Raw genomic sequence first — 15,252 nt, 5'->3', positions numbered from 1 at the left:
TAGCGATCGTGATGCGCCACTGAAACAGTGACATTGCCGGACCGTGACCGGCGTGCCTACCTCCCACACTGTAGGCCGGCTATGTGGTGAGGTGTATGCGAGATCCGTTGTTGATCGCGCACCATCTTGCGATTTTATGCGACTATCGGCAAATCGAAAACTGCCTGCGATATCACTCAATTCCCCAGACTCTTGCTCAGCGTCTGAACAGGCTCATTCTATCAGTGATCTTCTCGTGATTGATCGCAGACACATTCGTGTCCTTGTGAAGAACGACCCACGACGAATGCATGGATCTCAGTAGCAAGTGCATACATCTTCGTTGCACGTTCACGGGCGGCGAGTCCATCTTGGTAGTACGTTTTTGCACGGTGTTCCGTCCACAGATCCGCGAGATCGTCGGCTGTGGCTTCTGCAAAGAGGCCTATTGTGGCTGCTTCTCGATAGACTCCGGTATGTGTGCCCGGAAGGTCGCGCGATTCCATCTCTCCGCGTTCGAGCAATCGGAACTCGATAGTACGCTCGATTGCGACGAACGACGTCTCGATCACGATGGTGTAGTATCCTGCGTCGAGGAGTTGCTCGGCTCCAGTGAGAAGTCGGCACGCTTTTCGAAGTTGTAGGAGCGCTGTATCATTCACCTCGAGTCCGTCTTCGATATCCGTCGGATGCTGGTCGAACGCTGCTTGGGCTTCCTTGAGCAGCGACTCGATTCGCGTGCTACTCATCAGCGAATACCGCTTTGCGAAGTGACTGCAGTTCGTCGGTTCCGTACACACAAATTCCCTCGGTGAAAATCGTTCGGAGATCATCGCCGACCCGACGTGCGCTGTCGACTGACTCGACGTACTGTTCGATATCGAATCGGTCACCATCGAATCGTTCTTCGCGAAGATCGCTCACGATATCCGCCATCTGTCGTCGGGCCGTCGTCCGATCTCCTTTGACAACGACAAATAGGTCGATATCGCTCTGTCGGTCGGCCTCACCGCGCGCGACACTCCCGAAGACGACGATACCGACGAGATGCTCGATGTCGTCTGCTTGTGCGATCGTACTCTGGATACGATCGACGATCGTTCGAATGGGATCGTGAAACGCCGCTTGTTCGACTGCGAGCACTGGATCGTCTTTTTCGAGATGAGTCGAGTCGATAGCGACATAGTTCCGTTGGGGTGTCTTGCGGATCTCGATAACGTCCAACTGATCGAGGAGGTCGACTGCCCGCCATACTGTCGATCGGGTCGCACCCGTCACCTCAATCAATTCAGAGATCGTGAACTCACTGTCGTGTGCGTCGACGAGCAATTGAAGGATGTCGTCGGCAGCGCCGATCCGGAACACGTCAGTGTCACTGCCTGGTTGTACTCGGATACAGGTTCTTATCCCTTGTTGCATGATTTCAGATGCTGTCTGATTATGTGCAAGGACGTATAAGTAGTTGGTCCCCCCTTTCTCGATTCTGTCATGCACGAATCACGTTGTGGCCCTGTCGTCACGACTGTATGTCGCGTAATTCTCGATGGCATCCTCAACGATCGTGAGGCGATATCTGGTGAGTTCCCATTCGTTTGCAGTCGTTCGAATTTCACTGGTCTGTTCGACCTGTTCGGCTTCCCCAGCACGTTCGCGGAGCGTTTCTGGAGCGTCGACGTCGTATTCTGCCCGCCACGTCTCGATTCGCTCTTGGAGATCTTCTTTGAGCCCGATGAGGCCATCATGGTCGTACTCGTCGAGGAGCTCACGAAGCGTCCGTATCCGGACGTAGAGCGGATCGGGCGTGTACAACGCCGTTCCCTCTCGATCGGTTTTCAGGAGGACGTTCATCCCGACGAGGCGTTCGAGATGGCTCCGAGCCGTGTTCTCTGCAACGCGGGCCTCGTCGGCGATGGCTGCTGCCGATTGGGGCTGTGCGACCGCCTCCGCGACTGACCGGACCCGATCGAACGCACTCGTCTGTTCTTTCCACGCTTCGATACCAGGGTCGTTTTCTGCCATACCACACTTCGGTACCTGCCATCAATAAACCCACCCCGAGATGAAAATAGTCGATCCAATTCAACTCGCACGTACTCCCCGTAGTGATAGACTACTCCTCTATCGACAACAGAGGGAGAACAGTTACCCATGTGTCGACTCTATACATGAACATGGTCGAAGAGAAAGCTTGGGTCGATTTCAACGCGCTCGCTTTGGTCGTTGAGCGAATCGACACTGTCGCCGAGTTGCTCGACATCTCTCGCACTCGACTCCTCATCGCTGCTCTCCACGACGAACCCGATGCCCTCGTCAATGATGAGGGGTTCCGTACTCAGCTCCGAGACGCCTACTATGCTGAGCGAATCGACTTTCAGACCGTGCAATCCGTTCTCAGCCAGGAGGAAGCTATGCGACTGCAACTCCTTCGAGCATCGATCGATCGGGATCCACCCGAACCCCAGCTGAAAGCGGCCCTCCCCAGCGATGACGAGTTCTACGACGGCGACGTTTCCGTCTAGCGGGCTGGTTCTGAAACACCAGTCGACAACGACGATACCAAATAAATATTTTCCAGCATCAACGAGCCGAATCTGGATACTGAACCCCGAGCACATCCACTGTCAGTGTCGTGAATCTCTTTGGCTAATCGGTTCCCTCGCCTTCTTCCGATATCTCGTACTGTTCGAGTTCTGTGCCGATCCGGTCGTAGAGATGACTGTATGTGTTGTCCAACAGAGAGCACGCCTCCTCAAGTTGGTCTTTCTCTTCGCCATCAATCCACGCTTCAGCGTCGTCTCTCGCAAGATCCGGGAGCAGCGGGTCGGTGGCGTAGTTGTACGCGGTGGCGATAGCGTCGAGGTCCCACGCCAACGCTCGATGGCGCTCGTCTTCGATGGTCTCGATCTCATCCGAATCGAGCGGCGGACGAAGTATCGGCTTGCCAGCATCGGCGTTCTCACCGACCAGTTCCTTCAGCTCCGAGGGTGCTTCATCCTTGTCGTCCGAGAGTTCCATCTCTCGCGTGATTTTGGCCATATCGTCCTCGATTTCGTCAGCGATTTCGACGGTATACTCGTCTTGTGGGTCGAGAACCGTCGTTTCGTCTTCAGATCTCCCTCCGTGAGGCGTGTCTCGAAGGTAGGTGTGTTCGACGAATTCGCGGAGTTTTCTACGGGTCTCCTCCACGTACACCGTACTCACTGGCGCACCCCACTGCTCTTTGAACGAATCATCTCCGTCTTCCTCTCCGAACACCTGTTCGGACGCCTCCGAGAAGGCGCGGTCCATATCGGATTCAACCTTCTCCAAGAGGGTCAGGAATTCTTGTGCTTCGGCTTCCGTGAGTTGCTTGTCGGTCATTTTTCGTGCTCCTCCGGATCCTTTGAAACGAGATCCGCGAGCTGTTCGAACGTCATCCCGTATGAATCACCGAAGATGAATGCGCGAAGCATCTCGAATCGGTGCGGATCAGAGTAGTCGGTACGTTTGTGGGATTTCCCGAGCCAGAGGGTCGCCTCGCGCTGTCGGGCGACTTGCTCGTTGCTCACCGTTGGCGGTTCGTACTCCTCGTCTTCGAGTTCCGCGTAGAGTGCTTCAGCGTCCGGATCGGGAACGAAGATGTCCAGCGCACTCGCAAGGAGATCCTCGTCGGTATCCTCGTAGCCAGCGAACGCGTCCGCGAGCATCAACAACGCTTCCAGCTTGGTTTCGCCCTGCGTGGTGACACCGCTTTCTTCGTCGCTGATCACGAACCAGCCGTCGTCCTCCGTGATCGTGATCTCCGGCATGGTTCTGTTGAGGTGGGCAGATGCTTAGTAGTGTATGGCCGATCCACGTCGCAGTCGCGGCGCACCGTCATGCGTCAGCATCCGGTTCTCCCCGTTATCTCTACAGGTGAGCAAGGCGAATACCTCGGGGCTTGACCCCGAGCGGTTCACACGCATGTTCTCCGGGGCGATGACCTGACCATCAACGATATCGTCGCTGAGACTGACATCCCGCGAACCACGGCTTACTCCGACGCTGCGTCGCTCGTCGACTTGGGCGTGCTCACCCGCGACGACACACAGAAAACCCACACCTACACCGCCCACCCCGTCGTGCTCACGATGATTCTCGACGAGGGCGAGTACACCATCACCCCGACGCTCATCGATGCCATCGGGCGATTGCCCCATGATCAGGATCTCAATCTCCTCGTCGAAAACACGGTGTTGGCAAACTCGCTGCGGCACTCACCTCTGCTGTTCCGTATGCAGACGGCGAGATGACCGAACGCATTGCTGCTCGCGAGCTCGATCTCCAGCCCGCATTCGGGGTTGCCGTCCTGCATGCCCTCCAAGCGGTTGTTCTCGATATGAAAGCGTACGATCCGTATTTCGACCGGCTCCGGAATGCGCGCGACATCCCACCTTGTGAGGACGGCTAACCGGAGCTTCATCCTTGGATGACGTAACTTGACACATCCAACATCGAGAACCCAGTGTGGATCGTCGATGCGAGGCTATTCATTGCGTGTGGACGTTACCAGAATAACAAGTACACGGCACTGGCTCGCGTCGCTCAATCGGATTCACAGATACAAATCCCGCCCTCGCGTATCTGGTTAACGGCGAATTTGTGAACTGCCCGGGCAAGTGCGGTCATCGCAGTTGCTTGGTGATCAGTGGGCTGACCGCCGCCGTAATAGCTCTCGGTCCTGTTTTCACTGTAGAGGTCTCTCATGTCCGTGGCTGTCTCCTCTTCGAACAACCCGATCTGATGGGCACGCTCGTAGCTATACTCGTGATCGCGAAAGTCAGACACCTCATCATCGGTCATGGCTACTGCATAGGCCTCAACTGACCGTTCAATCGCGCCGAAACTCAGTTCGATGACTGCAGTATAATGACCGTTCTGTTCTTCGATGATGTCAGCCACTTCACGGAGCTTGCATGCTTTCGTGAGTTGTGTCTTCCAACCTCCACCGGACACGATCCCACCTTCGCGGGTCGGCTGTCCTCGGCTACGGGATGCAAATGCGTCCTCTGCTTGCCTGAGTGCATCGAGCACTGACTCGGGATCGGATCCGTTACTCATTGTTCTACCTCGTTCATCAGCAATTTCTCAACCGTCTCGAACTGTGATGTCTTGTACAGCGGAATGCCTGAGAGAACGATCTCGCGGATATCGTCCGTGTACTGTGGAATGGATGCTGCATCCTCGACATCGATGTCGTAGGCATAGCGGTCCTGTTCGAATTCCTGTTCTTCGAGTTCCAAGACGATATCGTTGACCGTCCGCTGGCTTGCTGCCCGACCTTCACTGACAAGGATCCACAGATCGATATCGCTTCGACGGTCAGCAGTTCCACGCGCAACACTCCCGTAGAGCATGATTCCCAACAGATTCTCCAGAGACGCTTCAAGCTCGTCAACGGCTGTTTTTACTGGCAGCTGAAACTCAGACTGCGGGATGCGAAGAAACGGATCATCCGGGATCGAGAGCTGCTCGCGATTGATCTGAATGAGACGCCGGTTCCCATCGATGGTCTCGACAACCAGCCTGTTCGCTTTCAGACTATCAACCGCTCGTGTAACGGTCGGCTTGGTATTTGCCGTTTGAGTTGCTATTTCGCCGATTGTGAACGCATCGAATCGGTGGCGTGATAACAGTAGCAAAATAGCATCGGTTGCTTTGCTTTTGTATAACCCGGCGTCGGGAGCTGGTATCTGCAGCGATATCGTGGTCCCTGTCTTACCTTCACTTTTCATCTGACGTTCCATGTAATGTCTGACGTAACGTTACTATTAAACCTTTATACGAATACGGAGGTAGACTCAAGTACACGAATTAATCTGGGTGGGACATACTGATGGCGAGTGTCGGATATCGTGGGGGTTGCGTCCGATTCAGTCGGATCGATCGTCGTCGATGTCCGGCCTTCCAGCGATGACGAGTTCGACGACGGCGACGTTCCTGTCTGGTGGGCTGATGCCAGCGTTCACAGTAGGTATTGGAGCACGATGACTGCTGCCACGCTCGTGACCACTGCAACCGGCAGTCCGATACGGACGAGTCGGCGAACCGAGATCGCGATCCCGTTTCGCGAGCTCTGATCGAGGACGAGCAACGTTGCAGCACTGGCGATCGGTGTCGCGTTCCCGGCGAGCGTACTCACTGCGGCAAGTATGTACCAGCCTTGCTGGTCGGTGATTGCCGTCGACAGCAAGACGACCGCCGGCACGTTGCTCACGAGATTCGAGAGTACGAACGTCGCTCCCGCGAGCGCCCACCCTTCTGTGAACGGTACGTGTTTAGCCCCGAGCGATTTCGGTAGTCTCTCCTAGGTCCCGTACGAGCAGTGCAGTAGGTCGATGCAACAGGCGAACGAGTTCATCTTCGAGGGATGGTCTCCGGATCGGAGACCATCCCGTCTCGTCTGGTTATGACTCCGTCGGAGCCAACCAAAGAAGAGATACTCGACCGCCTTGCTGCGCTTGAAGAAGAGAACCAGCAGCTTCGGGAACAGGTTGAGGAGCTTGAAGAGCTCCGTAAGGAGAACAAGCATCTCAGAGCCAAGCTCCGGTGGTACGAGGGACCGCATACACCGCCAAGCAAGGAACAACCAGGCGATGAAGAGTCGTCCTCGTCCGATGGGGACGAGGACGACGAACAGCCGCGTACTGACGGCGGCACGCCTGGTCGAAAAGCCGGACACGAGCCAGAATGGCGCGATGCTCCTGATCCTGACCAAGAAATCGAGGTCACGTGTGACTGTTGTCCTGAGTGTGGCGAACAATTTGACGAGTCGGCGGGCGTCAGCCCCCGACTCGTCGAGGAACTCCCAGACCCACAGCCACCAGAGGTCACCCAGTACAACCGCCACCACTACGAGTGTCATTCCTGTGGGACAGAGACTGTCGCCTCACACCCCGACTGCCCCGATAGGGGGCAGTTCGGGGNCCCAGTACAACCGCCACCACTACGAGTGTCATTCCTGTGGGACAGAGACTGTCGCCTCACACCCCGACTGCCCCGATAGGGGGCAGTTCGGGGTGAACGTTATCGCTCAGTCAGCACTTTCTCGGTACGATCACCGCCTTCCTTACCGAAAGATCGGTGACCGTTTCGAGCAACTGCACGGGCTAGAACTCTCGGGCGCGTCCGCGTGGCACGCGACCGAGCGCGCTGCGCGCGCCGGTCGCTGTGAGTACGAGCAGATCCGCCACCAGATACAGCAAGCCGACGTTGTCCACGTTGATGAGACTGGAATCAAACGAGACGGTGAACAGGCATGGATCTGGACGTTCACCACCGAGAACCACACGCTGTACGCGGTCAGGGAGAGTAGAGGGAGTGATGTTCCCGCAGAAGTCCTCGGCGAGGACTTCGCGGGAACGATCGTCTGTGATGGGTGGACGGCATATCCGGCCTTCAGCAGCAACCTCCAGCGGTGTTGGGCGCATATTCTACGGGAAGCTGAAGATGCCGCCGAGAAGCAGGCAGAAGGCGAACCGATCTACCGTGCCCTCAAACAGCTGTACGTCGCTCTCCAGACCCGGCTGGAGAGCGACTTGACAGTCCGTGAGCGAGCAGAACTCCAGCGTGTGGCGCGGAGAGAGCTTGAATCGCTGATAGAGCGGTCAGTTCCCGACGGACCAGTGGCAACACTACTCGGAAAGATCGAAGGAGGCCTCGACCACTGGCTCACCTTCATCGGTGAGCCAGCGGTCTCTCCGACGAACAACGCCGCTGAAAATGCGCTTCGTGAGCCGGTGGTCCTCCGGAAGATCATTGGAACACTTCGGAACGACCGCGGTATGTTCGTGCATGAGACACTGCTGTCCCTGCTGGCGACCTGGCGCCAGCAGGGACGCAATCCCTACGAAGAGTTCAAGCGAGTTGCCCGGGACAACGAGATGATTTCACGATCTCAGGCTGTACCCGCTGTTGCGTCCTCGGGGTAAACACGTACTGTGAACGTTTCGAGCGTTCGGACCAGCACCGTCCCCTCAAGCCCGCCCACGAGGACGAATATCCCGACGAACAGCACGATAATGTCCCAGTCGATACGCCCCAGGATCTCGTTGCCCGGCACCCGTCGGAACAGCTGTAGCCATGCGATGTGGAGGACGCCCATCGAGGCTGCGATCACACCCGGGTTCACGTCGGGGAGTGCTGCGAGCAACACGACCGTGAGCAACAGTACGCCGCCACTCGATAGCGCCCACGCCCGGTCGAGGTCAGGAGCTGGGAGTTCAATACTGAACGCACGGCTCTCAGTCAGCGGGAACAGCATGACCCCGGCAATCACGAGCCCGAGGCCGGCGACGGGCCCGAGGATGCGCACGAACTCGACGGTCGTCAGCGGACTGTGGCTCAGGATATACGCGTTCTGTGGGTTCCCGAGCGGTGTTGCGAGACTGCCGATGTTCGCGCCGAGAACGACGGCTACTAGCGGCGGGACCGGATCGAGGTCCGTGTCTCGAACGGCTTGAATCAACACTGGCGTCAGCAAGATGACCGTCGCATCGTTGAGTGCAACCGTGCTCATCACCGCCGCAAGCCCAAGCGCACCGAGGGTGAGTCGTCGCGGTGTGCCCGTTCGTTTGACGAGCTGTGTAGCTGCCCAATCGTAGAACCCGCTTTGGGCTAACGCTTCGACGTGGGCGAGCATCCCGAACAACAGCAGGATCGTTCCGGTGTCGATACTCGCGAATGCCGCCGACGGCGAGAGTGCTCCACTGAGGATCACGACGACTGCACCGACCGCGGCGGTGATCGACCGCGACAGCGGATAGAGTCCGATGCGACGGACGAACAGTAGTCCGAAGGTTCCGAGAACAATCGCTATTACTAGCGGTTCCGGCAGCACACTCATCGTCAATCGCTCCGTGTGAACACGAATATCACGAATCGACCAGTTGGTATGGCTTTCGGCTATTGGCTGAGGATCTGCTATTGCTGCTCCTAAATGACGAAGATATAAATAATCCTCAGATTATATTTTTCAAATTCTATACATATATCCTACAAATTCTTATCCGTAATGTATGGACTCCAAGGATATGCTTGCTCTTCACCTAGTTGTGCCAACATACAAATCACAGCTGGATACACGGACTAAAATTCATCTATAACACTTTTAGCCCAATCTAAGACGATAGAACGCATCCCACGAACGATACTATTCTTCGGAGAATACGGTTGTATATCTCTTTGTGATCCGAACCTAAACCGTCTCGCCAGCAAACGACCATGGACAATCGTAGCTGACACAGTACGTACTGGTGGCCAGTTCGGTTAGGCATCTCCTGCTGGATCGGGGGCCGACCGATCGGTGGCGGTGTGTGATCAACGACACCGTTCGACGCAACCGATAGTGGTATGGATTTTCACGGACCAAACGCCGTTCCGTGGTATCACGAACCATCACTTTCAGAAATACCTCGGTTTCCTCGAACCGAGGATCAATTCACTGAACGATTGGTTTGAGAAACTGCTGTGTTACGAGATCCCAGGATGAGCGGACCCAAAACCGATCCACGACCAGGCGAGTCTGGAGCGACGGAAGGTGGATCCCGAGCGCAGGGTTGACGGCTCCACACTGCGTGACCGCTCACCGGCACACTTGGCGAGTGATTGCTGGCGATGTCGAACACACGGTGGTTTCGATGCGAAACGAATCGCGCCGCCTTCGGAGGATGGGTGGCTATCGTGGCTTGTCTCGAGAAACCCGATGGATGGCCTGTTGTTTCGTTGTAAACGATCGGCTGTCGTGGCCGACGCTCCGTGATCGGGGCCATATCGACGGCAGGAACCCATCGAAAGCGGTCCACCGCTGGCGGTTCGACAGTGATCGTCCCGACTGGCCGATCGCTGATTGTTGATTGTTGATCGCTAATCGCTGATTACCGATTACTGATCACTGATCGTGAAAATCCTGCAGATAAGCTGTCCGGTGGGTGGGTCGCCGATTCCGAGCGATCGCCGATAGCCGTTCCTGTGAACCCCTGTGAGCATGTGGGCGAGGGGTCCGGGTCCATCCGACTGCAGACCGATGACTTTGGATGCGCGATCGATGCTGCAACCGTCCGATGATCCCGGTTTCACGGCGCAGGCTGTTCATCGAACAGTCGGTGTGATCGTCGGCTAGCGATGGTGCGGCTGCTATCGCCACTGTTGAATAGCGATCATGGTGGCCGTTTCTCAGACACCGTTTGTCAGGGACTGACTGAGGTGTGACGCGTTTTTTGTCATCTTGTACAACGGTATATCACTGCCGACGGACTGCTCTACTGAAAACGGACGACGGCAGAGGAATTTGCGGGAAGACGACCGCTCTTCACGATAGGTGGGCGATCTCATTATCCGGGATGGCTCCGACGCTCATCTGTAGCACATTGCTGCTGGCGACCTCCAGTGATTTTGCTCTTTGACTACTGTACTGAAACACGCTCTGTGAACTGTGCTACAGCCTGATTGTTGCTCTTCTTCGATTGGGGGGAGACCATCCGCTCAACAACTTCCTACTGATGCGCGTCGATCCGATCGTACTGGTTACGTCGATCACGGCTACCGCTGACGGGGGCACTCACGGTTTTTCGGCCCCAAACACAGGCCGTCTCACGTGTACAATTAGTGCATCCTGTCGCTGTCTCGCATTTTCAATAGCGCCAGCTCTGAGCAGCGACTGACTGGTCGTCGACCGGTGTCCGTATCCTGCAGCGCCCGTTCTGTTTTCGGTGCGATTCGGCGCGATGGCTCGGTCCGTTTGAGCGAGCAGTGACCGCGGTGCTCGTATCGATACGGCGATCGATCCTCGTGTGCGATACCGTTGATCTGTGGCTCTCGATTACCCGACATCTGCTGGCACACCGGCACGCCCACATTCGATTCGTCTCATTGCATTCACCCTTATTCTGCGGAGCTATTGGTCGATTGTGATTGCCGGTATACTGCTTTAGCAGTCGGTAACAGGGCTATTATGGTCTTTCAGGCGATTAATTCGATTGTGAACGAGTCCGGTTATCGGTCCGATACGATTTCGATCGATCGTCGTTTGGCGGCTCCGTTCATCGATGGCGGCCGGCGCTCGCTCCGGCTCTGCGATGGCCAGCTGGGTGTCCGTTCTGTTGGCAGTCGCGATGTCTCGGCCGGTTGGACGGGATGTCTCTTCGTGTAGTTCTGCCCTCGAGGCGGAGCGGTGTCCGTGGGCCGGTCGATCGGTGACGATTCCCATCCGGTGATCGTCGAACGGTGATCACGGCTGTTTGGTGTTCGACTCCATGTTGCGATGCTCGTGTGGTGTGCTGATCGTACTCGTCCGGTCGCCGTCGGTCAGTCCGTCCCGTACTGCCCTTTCTCGACGGGCCGGCACTCGTGTGTGAGTTCCGATTGCGTTGTGCAGGACGGCTGTTTCCTGACGCTTTGACCCCGGCTGTGGCGACGGTGTCCTGCGGGTGTTGTGGTCGATGCGTTCGTCGCGTCGGTAGGCTGTGCCGCGCTCGCGATGTCGATGGCTGTTTCATCCCATTGGACGGAACTGATCGAATCCGTGAGGCGAAACGACACCCACTGCAGTGGCTTTCCGTACTCCGATCTGTACGTCCGTCCGACAGTATCAGGGACGGCGGTCGCGGGACGGCTACCGCGCCGTGCTCGGCCAGCAACACGATGGACACCGGAGAGAACGAGCTGATCCCGTCGTTTGTGAGTCGGCGTGGCTCTATGGGTGGTATCAGTCGGGGCGTCCTGACGCGTGTTCGTGAGCGGTTCGTTGGCCCGGTTCGCTGCGCTTTCGGTGCTGTCCGTTCGATGTTTGTCTCGGGTGTGGGCGTCGGTTGGGTTCGGCTCCGTGGCCATCGATCGCGACAGAGCACGCCTGTGCGGTCACCGGCGGACAGCGACGGCTCGGTGCGGTCGTCGTCTGCCGGGCGGTTTCCCTGAGAACGCAGCTCGTGCTATCGCCGTCGGGGCGCTCCGGCTGCTCGTGTGTCCCGAGGCGGACGTGACGATCACGACGATAGATGCTGCCAGATCTCGAGTGGGTCAGCGTCGTTCAATGCGGCGTTGGTCTGCATCTTCCGCAGTTCGGTGATACAGCGTTTGGCGACCAGCGGATAGATGTCGGCCGGTGTGAACGCAACGTCGAGATCCATCAGCTCCGGCCAGTGTTCGGCCCAGATATCCTCGACGACACGAGGGTAGAGCTCCTCGTTCAACTGGAGCCCGAACTCGTGGCCGTCTTCGACGACCAGCTTGCGGATCTGCTTGCGGATCCGCCCCGGCGTGCAGTAGGTCTCGACGACGTATTCGGCACCTGACTCTGCCTCCGCGGGTCGTTGGCCGAACTGCTCACGATTTAGCTCCCGAAACGCCTCGCGGACGATTTTCGCTCGCCTGCCCAGCTCGTCGCTTCGCAACACGACGCCTTCGACTCGGATATCGTCGGCCAGCGACGACGATGGGAAGCTGTACGTCTCCGGCTCGACGGTCGTCTGCCGATCGAGGATCGTCGCCGGCACGAACGATCTGTCGGTGGCTGTCGCGTCGACGCGAACCCGCTCGAAACAGTCCCAGGCGCTGTCGATGCCGAGAAACCCCTCGAAGGTCTCCTCGTAGAGGTTGCCCGGTGGCGTCATGGTTTCGACTGCCGCGTAGGGAAGCACGTCGAAGCCGATCAGTGCCGGGAGATCACGATCGGTATAGCCGTAATCGAGCGTCGAGTAGACGAGGTTCTCGGCGTGAACTGTCCCCGCGCTCAAGGCGCGGGGCTTCCCGTTTCCACGACGTGCTTTGCATTCGCCTGAATGCGGGCAAACGTAGGGAGCACAGTCTGCACGGGCGTTGATTCGGAGCGTCCCGCTCCTATATCGTCGTCTGAAAACAGTTTGTCGAATCCTCTGTCAAGTACGTTCTTCGCCGCGTTGAGATCGCGGTCCTCGGTGTGGCCACAGGCCGGACACGAGTGCTCTCGCACCCAGATGGGCTTTGCCGTCTCGACACCGCACTGGTTGCATTCTTTGGTCGTTCCTGCCGGTTCGACCGTCTCGACGTACGTGCCGTGAAGGTCGCCTTTGTATTCCAACAGCGTGATGAACTGTCGCCACGCGGCGTCTTGCTTGTTCTTCGCACTCTGTGAACCCTCTAGCATCGGCTTCACATCTAAGTCCTCGACGGCCACCACATCGTACTCTTTGACCAGCCACGTCGAAAGCTTGTGCTGGAAGTCGAGTACCTTCCGTTTGATGTGCCGCTTCGCTCTGGAAACCTTCTGTCGTTGCCGTTCCCAGTTGTTTGATTCGTGTTCTTTCCGGGCGAGCGAACGCTGTTCACGGGCATATCGCTCGTACTCGTCAGAGAGGTCGAGACAGTCCACCGCGAGGTCATTGCTGGTGTGGATGTACGACTGAATGCCGAGGTCGATGCCGACACAATCCGTTCGGTCGATGTTCTCTGGATTCGGTTTCTCCGGCTCTTCGGCTTCGACTACGAAGCAAACGAACCAGTCGCCGGTTCGTTCCTTCTTGAGAATTGTGCGTTTGATGTCGTCGGTATCCGGAACAGTGCGATGAACACGAAAGCGAACCGTACCGATTTTTGAGAGGGTGAGCGTACCGAAGTCGTGGCCCGTCGTGTGATTGACGTTGTAGCCTTCTGACTGGTACGCCACCGATCGGAACTCGCCTGCACCCTGCCACTTGAGCCGCCCCGTTTTCCGCCCGTTCTTCCGGTGCTCTTTGAGGACCGTCAAATCCCGATGGATTTGGCTCACCGTCTGTTGCGCTGCGTGAGCCGACACGTCTGCAAACGTCGGCCACTGCCGTTTCCACTCGGTGAGTTTCGAGTGTTGGTCGTAGGCGCTCGGACGATCGTTGTAGTCCGTGCGGTAGTGGTCGCGGACGGCGTGATTGCAAATCTGCCGGTGAATGTCAATGTGTCGCCACGCTTCGCTGGCTGTATCGGCGTCTGGATACGCACGGAAGCGAAGCGTGTAGTCCATCGGTTAGTCCTCGTTGTCGAGACCGGCGCGAATGAGGTCGCCATAGGCGCGTGGCATCCGCAGACCATGCGCTTCGGCGTACTCTTTCGCACGCTGTTTGTCCTCGTCGGTGAGATCCACTCGCAGGTGGCGTTCTTCCATCGTTCCACCTCACGTTAGCATTTTTGTTAGTATATACGTTGTGTTCTCAGGTCAATGGGCGGTTGAGCTTACGCGATTCACCCTCGGGGTCAAGCCCCGAGGCACTCTCGCTGTATCTTCTGTAGACGATCAGCGGTCCGTCGTACTCGTCGTGTAGCGTTCGGAGCGCGGTGGCGTCGATGCCGTCACGGAGACAGCGAACGGCCCGGTGTAGCGCACCGTCGATCTCCGCCAGTGGATCACGATGGGAGCCCCGGATCGCCTTTCGCGTTCCGAACACGAGCGCACCGTCGCCATCGGCAGCAGTGGCGACCTGATCCGGATACCACTCGGCATACCGTTTGTCGTACAGCGTGAAACGAAACGCGCTGCCGTCGAACTTCTCGATGACGCTCAGATCCGGCGCCTCGAACAGCTCCTCAGGGACGACCGGATGATCGTAGCGCGGAATTTTCGGGTAGACTTTCATCGATCGCTGCCCGTCTGCATCGCTCCCGTCGTGTCACCGGGCGATGCCGTGGCTGCGGGACGTTTGCCGGTGGCGGGCTGTTGGCCGTCCGTTTGCTCGAACGGGGTCGTGTCCATGCTGTCTCTGTGTGTGCGATATATACTACTCTGCCGGCTCCGACCGGTGGGTATCGAACTGGGGACGGAACCGACCGAAACGGAGGGCTCGATGAGGACGTCGGAACCGTCGGGTGGCGGGTGGAGCGGCGCTCACGAGATGGCTAAACGCATTCACCGTTGGCAGATGACCTGTCTCACCTGATCTTCGACCGTCTCTGTCACCAGGAATTCGTCGATTGATTCCTAGGCCCGTAGCAAATATCGACACGAAAAACGCCGTGAATGTGGACGTGATCCTAATTGGATGAGTCCAGTGGCGAAGACTTCATCGTCAATTCTACTGACCGCTCGCTTGAATATCAACTCTGTAACCCTGATCTGGAATGATAGAAGTAACGACGTTCATAGGGATATAAACAACAAAACATGCTCTGTTGATCGCCGGTTCCGTCCGGCGATTCTACCGCTGAGTTCAGGGGAATTGGACGCCTTCTTGCGGTATGGAACGTTTGCGACAACGCGCGAAGAAATATCGAGAACTTGCCAAAGAACACGTGGAGGATCCAGACGCGCCTGCC

12 protein-coding genes and 4 pseudogenes are annotated in these 15,252 nt (G+C 57.2%); 2 read left to right on the top strand and 14 right to left on the bottom strand.

Features of this window, described 5'->3' with window-relative positions; all coding sequences use genetic code 11:
- Window positions 1–221: 221 nt before the first annotated feature.
- The 6 genes from C448_RS07685 to C448_RS16455 all read right to left on the bottom strand — a co-directional run bounded on the left by C448_RS07685 (window position 222) and on the right by C448_RS16455 (window position 3,767).
- Entirely contained in the window at window positions 222–728 is a 507-nt protein-coding gene (locus tag C448_RS07685) for a hypothetical protein (RefSeq protein ID WP_004053502.1), read from the bottom strand.
- Window positions 721–1,344 carry a nucleotidyltransferase domain-containing protein gene (locus C448_RS07680; RefSeq protein ID WP_004053500.1) on the bottom strand — a complete coding sequence of 208 codons (624 nt, stop codon included), beginning with the start codon at window positions 1,342–1,344 and terminating at the stop codon, window positions 721–723. The genes C448_RS07685 and C448_RS07680 overlap by 8 nt, the downstream gene beginning before the upstream one ends.
- 132 nt (window positions 1,345–1,476) lie before the next feature.
- The gene (locus tag C448_RS07675; protein WP_004053498.1) at window positions 1,477–1,998 is read right to left on the bottom strand and encodes a DUF7342 family protein; all 522 of its coding nucleotides are present in this window, start codon (window positions 1,996–1,998) and stop codon (window positions 1,477–1,479) included.
- A gap of 140 nt (window positions 1,999–2,138) precedes the next feature.
- Window positions 2,139–2,594 (bottom strand): hypothetical protein, encoded by a 456-nt coding sequence (locus C448_RS16155; protein WP_160162784.1) that lies wholly within the window; start codon window positions 2,592–2,594, stop codon window positions 2,139–2,141.
- Window positions 2,595–2,622: 28 nt separating this feature from the next.
- A complete protein-coding gene (locus C448_RS07665) occupies window positions 2,623–3,339 on the bottom strand; it encodes a hypothetical protein (protein ID WP_004053494.1) in 717 nt (238 codons plus the stop codon).
- On the bottom strand, window positions 3,336–3,767 hold the full coding sequence (locus C448_RS16455; protein ID WP_004053492.1) for a type II toxin-antitoxin system HicB family antitoxin: 432 nt from the start codon (window positions 3,765–3,767) through the stop codon (window positions 3,336–3,338). The genes C448_RS07665 and C448_RS16455 overlap by 4 nt, the downstream gene beginning before the upstream one ends.
- A gap of 144 nt (window positions 3,768–3,911) precedes the next feature.
- Here C448_RS16455 and C448_RS07655 point away from each other — a divergent pair.
- Window positions 3,912–4,408: pseudogene (locus C448_RS07655) on the top strand (DUF7437 domain-containing protein); the annotation flags it as partial.
- 134 nt (window positions 4,409–4,542) lie between these two features.
- Here the strand turns inward: C448_RS07655 and C448_RS07650 are convergent.
- The 3 genes from C448_RS07650 to C448_RS07640 all read right to left on the bottom strand — a co-directional run bounded on the left by C448_RS07650 (window position 4,543) and on the right by C448_RS07640 (window position 6,214).
- Window positions 4,543–5,058 carry a DNA-binding protein gene (locus tag C448_RS07650; RefSeq protein WP_193363118.1) on the bottom strand — a complete coding sequence of 172 codons (516 nt, stop codon included), beginning with the start codon at window positions 5,056–5,058 and terminating at the stop codon, window positions 4,543–4,545.
- Window positions 5,055–5,744, bottom strand: a complete 690-nt coding sequence (locus tag C448_RS07645) for a nucleotidyltransferase domain-containing protein (RefSeq protein ID WP_004053488.1) — start codon at window positions 5,742–5,744, stop codon at window positions 5,055–5,057. The genes C448_RS07650 and C448_RS07645 overlap by 4 nt, the downstream gene beginning before the upstream one ends.
- A gap of 218 nt (window positions 5,745–5,962) precedes the next feature.
- Window positions 5,963–6,214 (bottom strand): hypothetical protein, encoded by a 252-nt coding sequence (locus C448_RS07640; protein ID WP_004053486.1) that lies wholly within the window; start codon window positions 6,212–6,214, stop codon window positions 5,963–5,965.
- Between the two features lie 192 nt (window positions 6,215–6,406).
- Here C448_RS07640 and tnpC point away from each other — a divergent pair.
- A pseudogene (gene tnpC / locus C448_RS07635) lies at window positions 6,407–7,928 on the top strand (IS66 family transposase).
- Here tnpC and C448_RS07630 read toward each other — a convergent pair.
- The 5 genes and pseudogenes from C448_RS07630 to C448_RS07615 all read right to left on the bottom strand — a co-directional run.
- Window positions 7,895–8,842 carry an ArsB/NhaD family transporter gene (locus C448_RS07630; RefSeq protein WP_004053476.1) on the bottom strand — a complete coding sequence of 316 codons (948 nt, stop codon included), beginning with the start codon at window positions 8,840–8,842 and terminating at the stop codon, window positions 7,895–7,897. The pseudogene tnpC and the gene C448_RS07630 overlap by 34 nt on opposite strands.
- 3,136 nt (window positions 8,843–11,978) lie before the next feature.
- A pseudogene (locus C448_RS07625) lies at window positions 11,979–12,713 on the bottom strand (hypothetical protein); the annotation flags it as partial.
- 11 nt (window positions 12,714–12,724) lie between these two features.
- Entirely contained in the window at window positions 12,725–13,966 is a 1,242-nt protein-coding gene (locus C448_RS07620; protein ID WP_004053472.1) for an RNA-guided endonuclease InsQ/TnpB family protein, read from the bottom strand.
- A 3-nt stretch (window positions 13,967–13,969) separates the two neighbouring features.
- Window positions 13,970–14,107, bottom strand: coding sequence for a hypothetical protein (locus tag C448_RS16280; protein ID WP_169316347.1), 138 nt, complete (start codon window positions 14,105–14,107; stop codon window positions 13,970–13,972).
- Between the two features lie 121 nt (window positions 14,108–14,228).
- Window positions 14,229–14,576, bottom strand: a pseudogene (locus C448_RS07615) (hypothetical protein); the annotation flags it as partial.
- Between the last annotated feature and the right edge of the window lie 676 nt (window positions 14,577–15,252).

This window comes from Halococcus morrhuae DSM 1307 (genome assembly GCF_000336695.1).
Classification (GTDB): Archaea; Halobacteriota; Halobacteria; order Halobacteriales; family Halococcaceae; genus Halococcus; species Halococcus morrhuae.
Note: the sequence above shows the minus strand (reverse complement) of the source record. Positions and strands in the feature narration are given on the sequence as shown.

Coding starts and splice junctions, on each gene's coding strand:
- C448_RS07665 (WP_004053494.1), bottom strand. CDS start 3,339: ATGACCGACAAGCAACTCACGGAAGCCGAAGCACAAGAATTCCTGACC.
- C448_RS07620 (WP_004053472.1), bottom strand. CDS start 13,966: ATGGACTACACGCTTCGCTTCCGTGCGTATCCAGACGCCGATACAGCC.
- C448_RS16155 (WP_160162784.1), bottom strand. CDS start 2,594: ATGTGCTCGGGGTTCAGTATCCAGATTCGGCTCGTTGATGCTGGAAAA.
- C448_RS07650 (WP_193363118.1), bottom strand. CDS start 5,058: ATGAGTAACGGATCCGATCCCGAGTCAGTGCTCGATGCACTCAGGCAA.
- C448_RS16455 (WP_004053492.1), bottom strand. CDS start 3,767: ATGCCGGAGATCACGATCACGGAGGACGACGGCTGGTTCGTGATCAGC.
- C448_RS07675 (WP_004053498.1), bottom strand. CDS start 1,998: ATGGCAGAAAACGACCCTGGTATCGAAGCGTGGAAAGAACAGACGAGT.
- C448_RS07685 (WP_004053502.1), bottom strand. CDS start 728: ATGAGTAGCACGCGAATCGAGTCGCTGCTCAAGGAAGCCCAAGCAGCG.
- C448_RS07630 (WP_004053476.1), bottom strand. CDS start 8,842: ATGAGTGTGCTGCCGGAACCGCTAGTAATAGCGATTGTTCTCGGAACC.
- C448_RS07645 (WP_004053488.1), bottom strand. CDS start 5,744: ATGGAACGTCAGATGAAAAGTGAAGGTAAGACAGGGACCACGATATCG.
- C448_RS16280 (WP_169316347.1), bottom strand. CDS start 14,107: ATGGAAGAACGCCACCTGCGAGTGGATCTCACCGACGAGGACAAACAG.